Origin of the sequence: Magnetospirillum molischianum DSM 120 (genome assembly GCF_000294655.1) — a bacterium.
In the GTDB taxonomy this organism is placed as follows: domain Bacteria; phylum Pseudomonadota; class Alphaproteobacteria; order Rhodospirillales; family Magnetospirillaceae; genus Phaeospirillum; species Phaeospirillum molischianum.
Window position 1 is genome coordinate 106167 of record NZ_CAHP01000010.1, and the last position, 16344, is coordinate 122510.

The 16344-nt window shown below is 64.1% G+C and carries 12 protein-coding genes; 10 read left to right on the plus strand and 2 right to left on the minus strand.

Annotated features, from left to right (window positions below; translation table 11 throughout):
- Nucleotides 1-7: 7 nt before the first annotated feature.
- From PHAMO_RS02720 to PHAMO_RS02760, 9 genes are read left to right on the plus strand one after another with little or no spacing between them, the layout of a single operon-like run.
- Entirely contained in the window at nt 8-949 is a 942-nt protein-coding gene (locus PHAMO_RS02720) for a major capsid protein (RefSeq protein ID WP_002726176.1), read from the plus strand.
- A 14-nt stretch (nt 950-963) separates the two neighbouring features.
- Nucleotides 964-1383: a hypothetical protein gene (locus PHAMO_RS02725; RefSeq protein WP_002726177.1), complete on the plus strand. Its 420-nt coding sequence runs from the start codon at nt 964-966 to the stop codon at nt 1381-1383.
- Between the two features lie 4 nt (nt 1384-1387).
- Entirely contained in the window at nt 1388-1576 is a 189-nt protein-coding gene (locus tag PHAMO_RS02730; RefSeq protein ID WP_002726178.1) for a hypothetical protein, read from the plus strand.
- A gap of 4 nt (nt 1577-1580) precedes the next feature.
- Nucleotides 1581-2207 carry a hypothetical protein gene (locus PHAMO_RS02735; RefSeq protein WP_002726179.1) on the plus strand — a complete coding sequence of 209 codons (627 nt, stop codon included), beginning with the start codon at nt 1581-1583 and terminating at the stop codon, nt 2205-2207.
- 2 nt (nt 2208-2209) lie between these two features.
- Nucleotides 2210-4258, plus strand: a complete 2049-nt coding sequence (locus PHAMO_RS02740) for a hypothetical protein (protein WP_002726180.1) — start codon at nt 2210-2212, stop codon at nt 4256-4258.
- Complete coding sequence (locus PHAMO_RS02745; protein ID WP_002726181.1) at nt 4251-4718, plus strand: hypothetical protein; 468 nt, start codon at nt 4251-4253, stop codon at nt 4716-4718. Before PHAMO_RS02740 ends, PHAMO_RS02745 begins: the two co-directional genes overlap by 8 nt.
- On the plus strand, nt 4715-5737 hold the full coding sequence (locus tag PHAMO_RS02750; protein WP_002726183.1) for a GNAT family N-acetyltransferase: 1023 nt from the start codon (nt 4715-4717) through the stop codon (nt 5735-5737). Before PHAMO_RS02745 ends, PHAMO_RS02750 begins: the two co-directional genes overlap by 4 nt.
- Nucleotides 5738-5739: 2 nt before the next feature.
- Nucleotides 5740-6396, plus strand: coding sequence for a virion core protein, T7 gp14 family (locus tag PHAMO_RS18285; protein WP_002726184.1), 657 nt, complete (start codon nt 5740-5742; stop codon nt 6394-6396).
- Nucleotides 6397-6398: 2 nt separating this feature from the next.
- On the plus strand, nt 6399-8735 hold the full coding sequence (locus PHAMO_RS02760) for a lytic transglycosylase domain-containing protein (RefSeq protein WP_002726186.1): 2337 nt from the start codon (nt 6399-6401) through the stop codon (nt 8733-8735).
- An 11-nt stretch (nt 8736-8746) separates the two neighbouring features.
- Here the strand turns inward: PHAMO_RS02760 and PHAMO_RS02765 are convergent, their stop codons facing one another.
- Together PHAMO_RS02765 and PHAMO_RS02770 are read right to left on the minus strand one after the other, a co-directional pair.
- Nucleotides 8747-9034 carry an addiction module antidote protein gene (locus tag PHAMO_RS02765; protein ID WP_002726189.1) on the minus strand — a complete coding sequence of 96 codons (288 nt, stop codon included), beginning with the start codon at nt 9032-9034 and terminating at the stop codon, nt 8747-8749.
- A gap of 2 nt (nt 9035-9036) precedes the next feature.
- On the minus strand, nt 9037-9330 hold the full coding sequence (locus PHAMO_RS02770; RefSeq protein WP_040566088.1) for a type II toxin-antitoxin system RelE/ParE family toxin: 294 nt from the start codon (nt 9328-9330) through the stop codon (nt 9037-9039).
- 74 nt (nt 9331-9404) lie between these two features.
- On the opposite strand from PHAMO_RS02770, the gene PHAMO_RS02775 reads away from it, so the two are divergent.
- A complete protein-coding gene (locus PHAMO_RS02775) occupies nt 9405-16280 on the plus strand; it encodes a hypothetical protein (protein ID WP_002726193.1) in 6876 nt (2291 codons plus the stop codon).
- Nucleotides 16281-16344: the final 64 nt, after the last annotated feature.

Here is a 16344-nt window from a genome sequence, read left to right on the forward strand (position 1 = left end):
CAGCCACATGCCACTCGATACCCTGCGGGCGATTGCGCTCGATAAATCCAAGAAGCAGCCGAAGCAGATCGACCATCTGACCGAGGAAGCTCCGATCCTTGACCTGATCCCGTTTCAGGCCGCCACGCACGATCTGTGGCACGCCGCCGAAAAGCTGGTCAGCGCCGATGCGATGGGCTTTGTCGCTATGGACGCGCCGTTGCCATCCGTCACCAGCACCACCGCCCTGATCAAGTTCGACCTTGCCAAGATGGGTGGTCTGATCGAGGTGACCGAGGACAAGGCCCGACAGTATGGTGGCAAGGAAAAGTGGTTCGCTGACCGAACCGCCCCGGTCCTGAAAGCCACCGGCCAGTCCACCGAGCGCACTATCGTCGTCAACAACCTGCGTCAGTACGTGCTGGATCGTTTTGCTACCACCACGCCCCGCAACGCCTATTCGGCGGGTGGGTCGGCCAATGCCAATTATTCGATTATCGCGGTGCGGTTCGAGGAAGGCGTCTGCACCGGCCTACACAATCCCAACGGCTTCGGCAATGGCGTGCTGTTCGACACCGAGGCGATCAACGGCGGCTCTCTCTACAAGATCAACGTGGCCGGACAGTTGGGATACGGCGTCCGGATGAAGACCGATCTCGGATTCATGATCACCGGAGACCGCAATGTCGGCGCGATCGTCAATATCGACATCGCCAACAACAAGCTGCCGTCAGCCGCACAGATCGACGATTTGCTGTCCGATGTCCGCGCCACCGATTCCGGCCGGACAATGCTGCTGGCCCACCGCGACGTGGTCAACGCCCTGTGCCGATCGTTCAAGGATGGCCGCGTTCAGATGCGCCCGGCGGACCGGAACATCGACCGCACCTTGGAATCGTGGGGCGGCGTGCCGTTCGTCACCTCCTACAACCTCTATCGCGCCACCGAGTCGAACGTCACCCTGGCGTAAGGGAGAAATCCAGCATGTATAAGAAGGCCGATGGCCTGCCCCATATCGGGCAGGTCTACGGGGAGTCTTTGGCCAACGCTCAGACTCTCCCCCAGAATACCAGCGCCGACGGCAACGAGGGGCCGATCCAGGTTTCCGGAATCCTGGGCGCGCTGGAGGTGATCGTGCGGGCCAATACCGCGATCACCATCGCCGACACCAAGGCACTCACCGTCAAGCTCCAGCACCGCGACGGCGCGGCTGCCTTCGCCGATCTGGCGACGATCTACAGCCTGACGGCCGCCTCCGGGTCCGGGTCCATCGCCAAGGGCGTGGAACTGGCCCGCTTCGCCTTGCCGAGCAACGTCAAGACCGATCTGAAGGCGGTGATCACCACCACCGACGCGGCGGCGGCTGGAAAGCTCGATATCCTCCCCTCCTATCTGCCGAGGTAACGCAATGGCTTACACCGTGCGCCCCAAGGACGACGGCCTCTATAGCGGCGTCCATCGCCCCAAGGACCAGCCCTTCGATCTGGATCAACCCGAGGATTTTGCGCCCTCCTGGCAAATCCCGATCGGATGGAATCCGAGTGCGACTACCGAGAGCGACAAGGCCGCCGCCGACCAGACCAAGAAGAAGGGCTGATCTGATGGCCTCCTCGCCCGTGAAAATCTGCAACTTGGCATTGTCACATCTGGGCGCGGGGGCCATCGCCGCCTTGACTGAAGGGTCGGCCGAAGCCAACGCCTGCAATCTGCATTACGACACCGCCCGCGATGCGGTGCTGCGCGATTTCCCGTGGAATTTCGCGACAAAGCGGGCGGTGCTGGCTGCCCTGTCCGAAACGGTCCCAGCCCCGTGGTCGTATCTCTATGCCTTGCCGACCGACTGCCTGCTGGCCCGCGAGATCGTCAACACCACCGGGACCACCCGCATCCCGTTCTCTGTCGAGAGCAATAGCGGCGGCACAGCCCGCATTCTGCTGACGGATCAGGCATCCGCCACCCTGGTCTATACCGCCCGCGTGACCGAGGCCGCTCTGTTCGACCCGATGTTTGTCGAGGCGCTTTCCTGGCGTTTGGCAGCCTCGATCTGCATGCCGATCACGCGGGACCGCAACATCATGCAGATGGCGCAAACGATGTATCTCAACGCCATCGCTCAGGCCCAGCGCGCCGACGGCAACGAAGGGCAGGCCGACACCCCCGCCGATGCAGACTGGATCGTTGCACGCGGCATTGGCGGCGGCGACACCCGGTATCCCTGGAGGCCCTGACCATGCCTGTCCGCGCCTATCAGCCCAGTTTCACCGGGGGTGAGCTGGCTCCCTCCCTCTATGCCCGCACCGATCTTAGCAAGTACGGGGTCGGTCTGCGGACGTGCCGGAACTTCATTCTGCACGCGCATGGCGGCGCTTCGACCCGGCCCGGGTTCCAGTTCGTCGCTGAGGTCAAGGACAGCAGCAAAAAAGTTCGGTTGATCCCGTTCCGATTCAATCTCAGCCAGCAATACCCGCTTCAGTTCGGCGACGGCTACATGCGCGTGCACAAGGACAGCGGAACCGTGATGTCGGGCGGCCTGCCGTTCGAGATCGCCACGCCTTATACCGAGGCCGATCTACCGCGCCTATCCTTTTCCGGTCGTGCCGACACGATGTTCCTGGCCCACCACAATTATGCGCCTCGCAAGCTGGCGAGGACCGGCCATGCCGCGTGGACGCTCTCGACGATCACCTTTGCGCCCGCGACATCAGCCCCGGCCAGCGTGACCGCGACACCGTCCGGCAGCGGATCGGAGCCGCTCTCGTACAAGGTCACCGCGATCAACGATGAAACTGGCGAGGAAAGTCTGCCGTCGGCGGTGGCGGCTTGCAATGGCTGGACGTCGAGCGGGTGGCCAGCAGGCGGGAAGGTCACGATTTCCTGGACTGCGGTGACCGGCTGCACGCAGTACAAGGTCTACAAGAACGACAACGGCATTTATGGCTTCCTCGGGGTCACCGAAAGCACATCGTTCAACGACAAGAACGTCACCGCCGATGTGTCGCTGACCCCTCCCGGCAGCCGCAACCCATTTACCGGCGCTGGCACCTATCCCTCGACCGTCGAGTTCTATGAACAGCGCCTGTACTGGGCGTCGTCGGACACCGCCCCCCGGACCGTCTGGGGCAGCGTGGTCAGCAGTTTCACCAATCTCAACGTCTCCCGCCCGGCCCGCGACGACGAAGCGGTGACGTTCACGATCGAGGGCGGACAGGTCAACGAGGTGCGGCACCTGATCCCGCTGGGCGATATGATCGCCCTGACCAGTGACGCGGAATGGCGAGTGTCCGGCGGGGGAAGCGGCAACCCGATCACCCCGTCGTCAATCAAGGTTAAGCCGCAATCATATTGCGGTGCGTCTCGGGTGCGACCGATCGTGATCGGTAACACGATCCTCTATGTGCAGGACAAGGGCAGCATCGTTCGCGATCTGGCCTATCGGCTCGAGGTGGACGGCTTCACCGGCTCCGATCTCTCCGTGCTGTCGAATCACCTGTTCGAGGGGCATCAGATCGTCGATTGGGCCTATGCCCAGGTGCCGCACAGTATCGTCTGGGCGGTCCGCGATGACGGCGTTCTCCTCGGCCTGACCTATATGCGCGAGCATGAGGTCTGGGGCTGGCACCGCCACGACACCGACGGCGCGTTTGAATCGGTGTGCGTCGTGTCTGAAGGGTCCGAGGACATCCTGTATGCGGTGGTGCGCCGGACTATCGGCGGCCAGACGCGGCGCTATGTCGAGCGGCTGCACGAGCGGTCTTGGCAGTCGATCGAGGACGCCTTTTGCGTCGATAGCGGCCTGACCTATTCCGGCGCTCCAGTGACGACGGTATCGGGCCTCGATCACCTTGAAGGAAAGACGGTCGCGATCCTGGCCGACGGAGACGCCCTGACGCCCCAGGTGGTGAGCGGCGGAAAAGTCACCCTGCCCCGCCCCTACTCGAAAGTGCATGTCGGCCTGCCCTACCAGTGCGACCTGGAGACGCTCGACATCGATGTCGGCATGACCCAGACCGGGACAGTGCAGGCCCGGCGGAAGACGGTTGCCCGTGTCACGCTGCGCCTGTGGCAGTCGCGCGAATTCAAGGCAGGCCCGGCGGACAAGCTGACCGCCACCAAGATCGACATCACTGCCTATTCGGCTCCGGTCGGCCTCTACAGCGGCGACAAAGAATTGATCCTGCAACCGGCCTGGAACAGCAACGGTCGGGTGCTGATCCGTCAGGACGCCCCGGTGCCGCTGACCGTGCTGGCGATCATGCCGGATATCGAAATCGGTGGCTGACGTCACGATCCGGCCCGCCACACTGGAAGATGCGGCCGATCTGGCCGACCGGCTGCGCGCTGCCGATCGGGCCGAGGTCTGGGCCTCGCACCGCGTCACGCCGATCCAGGCTCTGGAGACGTCCGTGCGGTTGTCCTGTGGCGACGCATGGGCCGGTCTGGCCGACGGTGTGCTGGTCTGCCTCTGGGGCGTCGTCCCGCTGTCGCTGGTGAGCCGGATCGGCTCGCCCTGGCTGCTGGCCTCCGACGATCTGGAGCGCCATCAGGTGCCATTCCTGCGGCGCTGCCGGGGAATGGTCGACCAGATGCAGGCCCCTTACCGACTGCTGACCAATCACGTCGACGCCCGCAACCGGCTGTCGATCCGCTGGCTGCGGTGGCTTGGGTTCGAGATCGATCCTGCGGCCCCGTGGGGACCGGACGGATTGCCGTTTCACCGCTTTGAAAGGAGAGCGCCTTGACCGCTCCGTTCGTCGTCTTTGGCCTGCCGCGATCGCGGACCAAATGGCTGTCGGTGTTCCTGTCTTATGGGCCGTGGGTCTGCTGCCACGATTCGCTGCTCGGCCTGTCGAACATCGAGGGGCTGGTCAAGCTGTTGTCCGCGCCCAACACCGGCCTGTCGGAAACCGCGATGGCATTTGCCGCACCGGTGATCCGCAAGCTGTTCCCCGAGGTCCGCTTCGTCGTCGTCCGCCGCCGCGATCTTGAGGACGTGCGGACCAGCATGGAGGCGGTCGGCCTGCACTATCCCGACGGTCTGCTGGAGCAGATGGCGGTTCACCTCGACGCGGTGTCAGCGCTTCCCGGCACCCTGACGGTTTCGTTCGAGGATCTGCGCGACGAGGATGCCTGCCGCTCAGTGTTCGAGCATTGCCTCGGATTGCCCTGGAATCGGGGATGGTGGGAGGCGCTGGCCGATCAGAACATCCAGATCGACATGCCCGCCCGGATCGCGGCCTGCGAGGTGGCTCTACCCCGCGTCAACACCTTCGCGGCCGATATCGCAGCGATGATGTCGCCGGTCACGATCCAGGAAGAGGATTGGTTCGCGTTCGCGCCGGACGGGCTGCCGCTGGGGCGACGTCATTACGAAGAGGTGCGGCGGGATGATGACGACGATATCGACCTCAATATCCCCCTGATCGAGGGGATGGCGCAGACCGGCTTGCTTCAGATCGTCACGGCGCGGGCCGGGGGGAAGCTGGTCGGCTATCTGGTCTTCACCTTGTCGCCCAGCCTTGTTTCGCGCTTGGAAATGGAAGCGGTCCAGTCCCCCTTCTTTGTCCTTCCAGAGTGGCGCGGTTGGACCGGCCTTGCCCTGCATCGCGAATCGATCCGGCTCCTGAAGGAAAAAGGCGTCTCCCGGCTGACCCTGCGGTCCGGCGTGCGGGGTGTTGGTTCTCGCCAGGACGCGCTGTTCCGCAGGATTGGGGCACAGCCAGACGGGCGCATGTGGACTCTCAAGATCGGGGAGGAATAGCGATGGGCATTACAGCATCCGCAGTTGCTATCGGCGCACTGGCCTTGAGTGCCATCGGCACCGGAATGTCCGTCTACGGACAGATTCAGCAGGGCGAACAGCAGAAGAAAATGGCCGACTATCAGGCCGCCGTCGGAGAGCAGAACGCCAAGATTTCCGACCGGGCCGCCCAGGACGCCGAAGAGCGTGGCCGGGTTGCCGAGCAGCAGCAGCGGCTGAAGACGTCACAGACGATCGGAACCCAGCGGTCGGCCCTGGCATCAAGCGGTGTCCAGGTCGATTCGGGATCGGCTCTCGATGTGGTGTCCGATAGTTCGATGCTGGGCGAGATGGACGCCTTGACCGTCCGGCAGAACGCCGAGCGCGAAGCCTATCAATACAAGGTCCAGGCTTATAGCTCCCGCACTCAGTCGGGGATGTCGACGCTTGCCGGGAAGAATGCCGCCAGCAATGCAGCCTGGGGCGCGGGATCGACGCTGATCGGTGGGCTTGGGTCGGTAGCGATGACGGGGGCGAAATTGAATTCGCTCGGCGCGTTTGGAAGCGGCACCACGACCTTCAGCGGGTCGAACAAGGTCTCGTCCGGTCTAACCGACAATCAAATCCTGAACGGCTGGGGCGGCAAGTCTGTTTCCGGCCTCTCGATCACGAGGCGATAAGCATGGCCCGCGTTCCCACCTACACCCAACCCACCGTCGAGGCCCGCCCGCTCGGTGCACCGCAGCTTTCGGCCAGCGTCCCCGCCGGAGCGTTCGACACCGGCGGTTCCTCCCTGGTCGAGGGCGGGCAGAAGCTCGCGGCGATGGGCGACCAGTTGGCGGCCCATGCGGTCCGAATGGCCGAGGAAGACGCCAAGACATCGGCGCTGGAGGCGTTGACCGCCTTCCAGACCAGCAAGCGCAACGTCCTGTACAGAAACCAGGATGCATTCACCAGCCTTGAAGGGCAGGCCGCGTATGCCGCCTATCAGCACCTGCCCGGTGCGCTGGAGGAAGATCGGGTGCGGATGGGGTCGAACCTCGGTGCCGCAGCCCGCAAGCTCTACGATCAGGCGTCGATCCGCGACCTGTCGGGCGATCTCGACACCGCCGCGCGCCACGCGGCGACCGAGCGAAAAAAATGGCGAGAGCAGATCGTCCTTACGAACGTAAACAGTAATATCGAGCAAGCCGCTACGAATTGGGGAGACCCGGCAAAAAGGCAAGCCTCATGGAACGCAGCCCGAGACGTCGTGCTTGATTGGGCTGCGGAAATGAGAATTCCTTACGACAGCCCGATTGTTCAGACGCGCCTTAAGAAGGTCGATACCGATTATGTTACCGCTGTCGTCAATCAAGGGGCCACGTCTGATCCCATGGGGGCAAAGACATTTTTCGATGAACACCGAAAATATGTATCGAGCGAAAGCATCCCGGCCCTGTCGGGAATGATCGACCAGAAGACGAAGAAGTTCCTCGTGGATCAGGACGCCGACCGCATCCTCGCCATCACCGCCCCGGCCAACGGACTCGATGCGATCACCGCGGCGATCCACGCTCAGGAGAGCGGCGGCCGCGCCACGTCACCTACCAGCATCGACGGCGCGCGCGGTGGCATGCAGATCATGCCCGCGACCTTTGCCCGCTATGCCCAGCCCGGCGAGAGCATCGACAACCCAACCGACAATATGGCCGTGGGCAAGCGGATCGTCGCCGACCTGAGCGCCAAGACCGGCGGCGACCCGGCCCGGATCGCGGTTGGCTATTTCTCGGGAGAAGACAACATCGCACCTCCGGGAAGCCCAAACCCTTGGAAGAAAGACCGCACCGACGGCAATGGCAAGAGCGTGTCGAGCTATGTCCGCGACGTGCTGGGCCATGTGAATGATCCCCGCTCGTCGCGGCTGTCGGCTCAATTCGAGGCGCTGAAAGACGTTCCGGTCGAACGGAGGGATGAGGTCCGTGCTCACCTTCTCCGTGCCGATCAGGACGCGGAGAGGGTTCGCACCGCCCAGGTGCGGGAAGCCGAGGACTTCGCCTCTGATTGGGTGTTGACGAAGAGACTTGATCCTCTGGCTTTGCCGACGAAAGTCCAAGAGCGCCTCGGTCCAACGGGTGTAAAGGGGTGGGTGGAATACGCCGCCAGCATGAACAAACGCGTCGATGATCCGGTTGAATACGACAGGCTTGTGACGATGGCAGCCCTTGACCCTGATCGGTTCGTTCGGGAAGACCCGACGAAATGGAACCTCTCCCCAGCCTCGACCAAGGAGTTGATCGGGAAGAAGGGAACGATCCTGAGCGGTGATGCTCGGGAGGCGGAGAAAACCGCCAACCTGAAGCGCTTCCTGAGTCTTTCCCGCGACCTCCTCGGGGCGGCAGGGATCGAACGGGACACCGACCGTATGAACAATTACACAGCCCTGGGGGCGCAGCGCCTGGAACAATTCCGTGAGGAGAACAAGAAGCGCCCGGCCGATAACGACATGTTGGCCATTGCCAAGGATTTGCTGATGCCGGGGCGGCTGCGCGGCACAGGGTGGGTGTTCGAGGACAAGGGCGTACTGACCGACTCCAACGCCTATGTCCCGTTCTCGGAAATTCCGCCTCAGGACAGGATTCAGGTGGTGGGATGGATCAGCGCCAAAGGCAAGGCCGCCGACAACACCACGGTTGAGAGCCTCTACGCCGCATGGAAGCGTGGGGATCGGGCGGCGGCGGATGCGATCTTGAGCGGGGCCACCAAATCAGCCCCGGCCGCAGCCCCATCATCCCCCTCCGTTGTCTCCAAGGCGGCAGCGGCCCCGGCTCCCGCATCGTTGTCCGGCCCCGTCGTTCCGGCGGCGGCTTCGCATCAAGTCAAGGATAAGCGGACCGGCCATAACGACCGTCGGGCTGACCCGCTTGACGATGCTGTCGTCGCTGGGGCGCGTCACGCCGCTGCCTATGCCTCCGACCTGTGGGCAGGCAAGACCACCATTGGCGGCATGTATCTTCGCAAACCTCGGGAAGAGAAGTGATGGCCGCCCAATCACTGCCGCATTTCGGCGTGGAGCGAGATGTTCAGGGCCTTCATCACCCCAAGAAGCGTCGAAAGCTTGGGATCGCCCTCGGCGCTGAGGGTGCGGTAAAGCGCTTCACGCGTCACCCCCGCCTCGCGAGCCACCAGCGTCATCCCCCTCGCCCTGGCGATCACGCCAAGAGTGGTCGCGATATAGGATGCATCGCCGTTCTGGAAGGCATCGCTGAGGAGTTCGGCCTGCGCCTCCGGGCTTTCAAGATAGCGGGCGGCGTCGAAGGGTTCGGTCTGGATGGGCATGGTCAAATCTCCAGGTCTTCGGCCATTTCCTTGGCTTTCCCGATGTCCCTGGCCTGGGTGCTTTTGTCGCCGCCACAGAGCAGGATCACCAGTACCGTCCCGCGCCTGACAAAGTACACGCGGTATCCGGGGCCATGATCAACGCGAAGCTCGCCGATGCCGTCGAAGAATTTGGCATCACCGAAAAGACCCGCCTGCAAACGGACGATGCGCTGAGCAATTCGCTCCTGCGCCCGGCGGTCTTTAAGGCCATCGAGCCAATCGCGGAACACGGCGGCCTGGCGAACTTCGATCATGTGTAATTTATAGATTACGGTTCACGCCAGATCAAGCCGCCCCTCACCGGGCGGCTTTTCTTTTGGAGCAACGAATGTCTGATTTCGCATCCTTCATGGACGGAAGCCCTGACGCAAAGACCGAAGACCCGAACAGCTTCGGATCGTTTATGGCCTCGGTTGAGAGCGACCGCAGCGCCCGCCTTGGCTCCAACCTGATCGCCGCAGCCGACACCAACCCGGACGCCCACGCCAAGGCAATGGAGATCGGCCGTCAGATCGGCGCGCCAGCCGATGCCATCGCGGCCAACCTGGGCGAAGGCGAGCGGATGGCGAAGCTCCAGAAGATGCGTGAGGCGCTGGGATCGGCACCGAAGCTGGCCGAATTTCTGACCTCCGATCCCGACATGGCGAAGCTGTCGAGCGATGATTTTTCCGCCCTCACCCGCCTGGAAGGCTCGATGACTGCCGCCGCTTCGTTCGGTCGGGGCGTCGATCTGCTGCAATCAATGCTCTACGGCGCGGCGGAATGGTCTGGCGAGGCGACGGGATCGAAAGATTTGGCGACATGGGCACGGCGCGGGCGGCAGGCGAATGAGGCCGAAGCTGCGGCGCACGGTACCCGGTCACAGTTTCTCAACATCGGCGGTGTCGGCGATGCGGCGCAATGGGGCAAGGAGACCCTATTCGAGCAACTACCTCTGATGTCACCAGCCCTGGCCGGGTCGCTGGCTGGCGCTGGAATTGGCGGTGCCGTCGGTGGCCCGCCCGGTGCCGTGGCTGGTGGCCTGATCGGCGGGTTTGCTCCATCCGTCGTGATGGGAATCGGTGAAACCCAGGGACAGTTGAAACAGAAAGACCCGAACGCGGAAGCACCGGTCTCGGTTGCGGTTGGCGGAATCGCAATCGGCCTGCTCGACAGCATCGTTCCGGGCCTGATCGGCAGACGATTGGTGACGGTGCTTGGCAAGGAAGCGGCCGAGAAAGTCACGCATGAAGGCATCGCCGCCGCCGCTGGCGCTTTGCTAAAAGGTGCTGGGATCGAGGGCGCGACCGAAGCGGCGCAGGAAGCGATCGGCGAATTCGCTGCGGCCCATGGTGCCGATCAGGCGGTGGACTGGCAGGGCCTTGGCCCGCAGATGGTCGAAGCCGCCGCCGCCGGGTTCCTCATGGGGGGCGCGTTCGAAGGCGGGGCGAAGGGAATTGAAAAGTTGGCCGAACGGCAGAAAGTCGCCGAAGCTAAGAAGACCGCCGCCGCTCTGACCGATGCCGTCGCTGCCACGCAAGAGTCCAAGCTTGCCACCCGCGATCCCGAGCGGTTCGCCGATCTGGTGCGCCAGATCGCGGGCGACGGGCAGTTGCATATCCCGGCGGAAAGCCTGCAATCGCTTTACCAGTCCGGGGTGATCGACGATGCGACGCTGGATGGCCTCGATGTTACGGCGCAATTGCCCGAGGCCCTGGCCGCTGGCGGGGACGTGCTGGTCGATCCGGCCAAATACCTTTCCGCCGCGTCCAAGCTGACCCCCGAGGCGCTTGCCCAGATGATCGGCAGCACCCGGCGCGGCGCGACCGACATGACAATGAAGGAGGTGGAGGCATTCCTGGCCGATCCGGCGCGGAGAAAAGACGCCACCGACCTGATAGAGAGCCTCTCGATTCAATACGAGGGAGCAAAGCCCGGCCAGATCGTCGAGGACGAAGTTACCCAAGCCCTGATGAAGACCGGGCACTACACCGAGTCTCAGGCCAAGGCACAGGCGGTGCTGTGGCGCGAACGGATGATCCAGCGTGGTGCGGATCGCGGCATGGACCCGGATGCGCTGTGGCTGGAGGAAAAGCCCCGTATCCTCGGCCCGGCCCCGCGTCTGCCGGTTGACGATATCGACTTGGTGCTTGAGCGCATCCGCTCGGGCAATGAGGTCAAGCCACCCCGTCAGCCGGTGCTCGACATCTTCCGCCACCTGGGGGGCGTCAAGCCGGGGTCGATGCTAGCTCAGGAACTGGCGGCGATGGGGATCACGCCGAAAGAAGCGCCCGGCCTGTTCCGGCCAACCGGCATCGGCTCGGCCGATCAGGTGGTGGTGTCCGAGCATGAGGTGCTGCGCGACAACCAGGTCAAGGCCGACAACAGCGGCAACGGCTATGCCGACCATGACGCGCTGATGCAGGCGGTGGCGCGGGAATGGGCGGGCGATCCGCTCCAGACCCAGGCCTACCGGGACCGGGCGGCGCGACTTGATGCCCCGGTCCGCGACCTGCGCAAGGCGTTGGAAGCGGAAGGAATCATCCCGGAGCTCGCGACCAAAGAAAATGTGCTGCGGCTGATGGAGCGGGATCAGAGCGCCGACGCACTAGGGCAGGAAGCAGGACGTGTCATTTCCGCCCTTCAAGAGATTGTCGCGGGCGCAGATGAGGCAACCGTTTCGGATCTGCGGCCCGATCTCGTCTCCCTTGGCGGAGCGTCAGACGTGTCGTTTGTTTGGGGGAACTCCAAGCGCGGCCTTGAGCATATCGGGAGAAAGCGGGGTGCTTCCGTGGTTCTACAGGTTATCCGCGCGGTTGCCCTTGGGAAAATCACGAAACAGGTTGAAGGAAAGAAGACTGTCCACCTCGAACTCGACGGAACCGAAGCGGTCTTGTCTCTCGATCTGAATGGAGACCGGAAGACATGGCTTCTGACCGGATGGGAGATTGGCAAGCCCGATGCGCGTGGCGAGGTTGGTGCTCAGTCCAAGGCTACGCAGAACGCCCCTACATTTAGTCGTGACGATCTGGGAGCGGGCTTGCAAGCCATTATCTCACGCGGAGATCCGCTTTTCCAGCCTAACGGCGGCGGCCTGCGCGGCAGCTTCGACCCGATCGACGACACCATCCGCCTGTTCGAAACTGCCAACCTCAGCACGTTTTTGCATGAGGGCGGCCACCTCTGGCTGTTCCAGATGGTCCGCGATCTCGGCGATGAGAGATTGCGGCCCGAGGCGCGGGACCGGACCGTCCGCGACCTCCAGACCGTGATGGACTGGATGAATGTCGAGATCGACGTGGCGACGGCCAGCCCCGGAGACATTCAGGCGGCGATCCCTGTCGAGGCGCACGAGAAATGGGCGCGGGGGATCGAGGCGTATCTGATGGAGGGCAAGGCTCCGTCGGTGGCGTTGCGCGATGTGTTCCAGCGGTTTTCGGCTTGGCTGATCCGTACCTATAAGAAGGTCCGCAATCTCTCCGTCAAGCTCACCCCCGAGATCCGGGGCGTGATGGACCGACTGCTGGCCAGCGATGAAGCGATCGAACAGGCCCGGCGCGACAGCGTGTTTCGGGTGCCGTCCGAGTTGCTGGCGGTGCTGGCCCTGGCGGAACGACGGGAGATCGAGCAGGCGCAGGAGCAGGCGGCGCTGGAGGCCAAAGCCGAGTTGCAAGGCCGGGCGATGCGCGAGTTGGCGCGCGAGCGTCTGGCGTGGTGGAAAACGGAACGGGAGGGCGTCCGCGCCGAGGTCGAGGCGGATGTGCGGACCCGCCCAGCCTATCGGGTGGTCGCGCTGTCGAAGGGGATCGGCCCGGACGGGGCAAAGCTGATCGACCCGGATACCGGCGAGGCTCAGGTGCTGAAGCTCGACCGCAAGGCGTTGGTGGCCGAATATGGCGAGGAGATCGTCCGGCTGCTACCGACCGGGGTGACGGTGGCGAAGGGCGGGGTCAATCATCACATTGTTGCGGGCTGGTTTGGACTCCCCCATGGCGACGCTTTGCGCCTCGCTCTGATGGACGCCAAGGCCAACCCCCAGGCCGAAGTGATCGAACGCGAAACCGACGCCCGGATGCGCGAGCGTCATGGTGACATGGTGACGGACGGCCGGATCGCCGAGGACGCGGCCGACATCGTAGCGACCGGCAAGGCGATTGAGGCGGTGGCGCTCCAGGCGAAATGCCTGAAGCGCCTGGTGGGCGACACCATCGACAAAGCGGCGGCGCGGCGGCAGGCCGAACAGGGCGCGGGCAGCCGGTCTGACGACCAGGCGCGGATCGACGCGGCGGCGACCTCGACCGATCAGGTCATCAATGCCGGTGTCCCGGCGGAGGGGACGACGGCGGCCCAGGTGGCCGAGGCGATGGCGGCGGGTGAGGCCAAGGCGGCTCCCCTCCAGCGCACGGCGCAGCGGGCGGCGGTGCGGCAGGTGCGCAACATCCTGGCCGGGATGGACCACACGGCGATCCGGGAGGCGGCAGCGAAGTTCATCGCGGCCCGGCAGGTGTCGCAGGCCACCGACGCGACGATGTACCGGGCGCAAGCCAAACGGCATGAGAAACGCGCCACCCTGGCGCTGGCCGCCCGCGATTACGTCGAGGCTCACGACGCCAAGCAGCAGCAGCTTCTGAATATGGAACTGGAGCGGCTGGCGCGCGAGGCCCGCACGGAGGTCGAGAAATTCCAGGCCAAGGCCCGGCGGCTCAACAAGCCGGACGGCAAGCTGGCGGCGACGATGGACGAAGACTTCTTTCGGGCGGCGCGGCAGGTGTTGGCCCGCTATGGCCTCGCCCGCGCCAACAGCGATTTCGACACCAAGGTCTGGCTGGACCGGCTGGAGGAGACCGACCCGGCCGGCGCCGAGGATATCGCCGCGATCATCGCCAACCTGACCAAGGCCCCCACCCCCGGTCAAGTCAAGTCCCGGATCATGCCGGACGGACGGCGGGTCGAGATCGCGCCCGACTATCGCGACATGACCATGGCCGCGTTCAGGGATTTGCGCGACGGGGTGCAAGCCCTGCTGACGATGGGCCGCAACGCCCGGTCCGCCCTGGTCGATGGCGAGCGGGTCGAGTTCGAGCGGATCACCGAGGAGGCACGCGCTCAGCTTGAGCCATTCCAACGCGACCGCGACCTGTCGCACATGCCGACCGACACGGAAAAGAACCGGCACGGCCTGCTGGGGATCGTTGCATCATGGCGGATCGCGGAAAGCTGGGCGCGCTTGGCCGATCTGGGCAAGGTCGGGGTGATGACGAAATACGTCATCAGGCCGGTATTTGATGCGGTCCACGCCTACCGTACCGCCCGCCGCGAGATCCAGGAAAAGCTGCTGGCGATCCTGTCGCCCGTTCGTGACGACCTAGCGAAGCCCCAGCTGATTCAAGCGCCTGAACTGAAGGATGGTTTTTATTTCTCCAACAAGGGCCAGTTGATCCACGCCATCCTGCACACCGGCAACGAGAGCAATATGAAGAAGCTGCTCGTTGGGTGGAAGTGGGCCACCCTGAATAAGGACGGCAGCTTCGACCGCTCGGGCTGGGCCTCCTTCATGTCGCGGATGTTCGCCGATGGTGTGGTGACCAAGGCCGACATGGACATGGTTCAATCCGTCTGGGATTTGCTGGAAAGCACGAAACCGGCGGCGCAGGCGGCGCACAAGGCGATGTATGGGGTCGGCTTCAAGGAGATCGAGGCCAGCCCGATCAAGACCCCGTTCGGCGAGTATCGCGGCGGCTATGTCCCGGCGCTGACCGAGAAGAGCCTGAATGTCGATGGCGCTGGGCAGGAGGCGGTCGAGGCTTTGACGGCCCAGCAAAGCGGGGCGATGTTCCCGGCAGCAGCGCGGGGCTTCACCGAGAACCGGGTTGAGAATTACGCCGAGCCGCTGACCCTCGATCTGCTGCTTCTGCCTGCTCACCTCAACAAGGTTCTGCTGTTTTCCCACGTCGGCCCGGCGGTGCGGCAGACGGCTCGACTGCTGAAGCGGCGCGATTTCCGCGAGGTGGTGGGTCGGTACGACCCGTCAGCGATCGATGGTGTGTTGTGGCCGATGCTGGAGCGCGCGGTGCGGCAGACGGTCGAAACCCCAGCCCTAACGCCCGGTGGGCGGAAGGCGGCGGAATTCGCCCGCTATTTCCGCACCACCGCCGGGTTGCAAGCGATGTGCGGCAATCTCCTCAATGCGGCACAGCAGATCACCGGCATCTCGTCGGCGGCAACGATGGTCGGCGGCGGAGCGCTGGCACGGTCCCTGGTCACCGTCTGGCGCAATCCTGAATCATCGACGGCGGCGATCATGGCCAAGTCGGCACTGATGCGGGAGCGCATGGATTCCTCGGCCTATGAGGCGTCGATGGAAATCGAGAAGATCCTGAAGGACCACACCCTGCTCGGGAAGGGGCAGTCATTCGCCCAGCGTCACGGCTACTTCGCCCAGCAGCTCGCACAAAACTTTGTCGATCGGGTGGTGTGGTGGGCCGCCTACGACAAGGAGATCGGAAATGGCACCGCCGAGGCCGAGGCGGTCCAGCAGGCCGACAGCGCGGTTCGTCTGACCCAAGGCAGCTTCAGCCCGGAGAGCGTGGCCGCCGTGGAAGCGGGGAATGCCTGGGTGCGCCTGTTCACACAGTTCATGACTTACTTCATGGCCCAGGGGAACATGATCGCCACCGAGGTGATGATCGCGCTCCGCACCATGACCGGGGGCAATCTGTCCCGCCGGTTGGCGGGCGTCTACGTCTTCGCCTTCTTGATCCCGGCGGTTGTCGCCGAAGCGATCATGCAGGCCGGGCGCGGAGAACTTGGCGATGAAGATGACGACGGATGGCTGGACGATCTAGCCAGCTTGTTCCTATTGCCGCAATTACGGTTCTTTGCGGCGATGATTCCGGTGGCCGGACCGGTGGCGATGCTGGGGATCAACGCCCTCAACGACAAGCCCTATGACGACCGCCTTGCCGCGTCCCCGGCGGTGACACTGATGGAAAGCGCCGGTCGGGCGGCGGTAACCACGGCCAAGGCGGTTGCTGGCGACGGCGACAAAAGCCGCGCCGTCAGCGATGCCATGAACGCGGTCTCGGTCGCGACGGGCATCCCCACCGGCATGATCCGCAAGCCCGCCTCCTACGCCGTCGATGTTGCCGAGGGCGATTCCCGCCCCCGCCATCTCGGCAACGTCGTGTCCGGCATCCTGACCGGCCAGGACGGCACCGCCCGATAGCCCGCCCCAGACCACCCGTTTCCCTCACAAGGCCGCCCCTCACCGGGCGGCCTTTCTTTTTGAG

Coding starts and splice junctions, on each gene's coding strand:
- PHAMO_RS02720 (WP_002726176.1), top strand. CDS start 8: ATGCCACTCGATACCCTGCGGGCGATTGCGCTCGATAAATCCAAGAAG.
- PHAMO_RS02740 (WP_002726180.1), top strand. CDS start 2,210: ATGCCTGTCCGCGCCTATCAGCCCAGTTTCACCGGGGGTGAGCTGGCT.
- PHAMO_RS02735 (WP_002726179.1), top strand. CDS start 1,581: ATGGCCTCCTCGCCCGTGAAAATCTGCAACTTGGCATTGTCACATCTG.
- PHAMO_RS02725 (WP_002726177.1), top strand. CDS start 964: ATGTATAAGAAGGCCGATGGCCTGCCCCATATCGGGCAGGTCTACGGG.
- PHAMO_RS02770 (WP_040566088.1), bottom strand. CDS start 9,330: ATGATCGAAGTTCGCCAGGCCGCCGTGTTCCGCGATTGGCTCGATGGC.
- PHAMO_RS02760 (WP_002726186.1), top strand. CDS start 6,399: ATGGCCCGCGTTCCCACCTACACCCAACCCACCGTCGAGGCCCGCCCG.
- PHAMO_RS18285 (WP_002726184.1), top strand. CDS start 5,740: ATGGGCATTACAGCATCCGCAGTTGCTATCGGCGCACTGGCCTTGAGT.
- PHAMO_RS02775 (WP_002726193.1), top strand. CDS start 9,405: ATGTCTGATTTCGCATCCTTCATGGACGGAAGCCCTGACGCAAAGACC.
- PHAMO_RS02765 (WP_002726189.1), bottom strand. CDS start 9,034: ATGCCCATCCAGACCGAACCCTTCGACGCCGCCCGCTATCTTGAAAGC.
- PHAMO_RS02730 (WP_002726178.1), top strand. CDS start 1,388: ATGGCTTACACCGTGCGCCCCAAGGACGACGGCCTCTATAGCGGCGTC.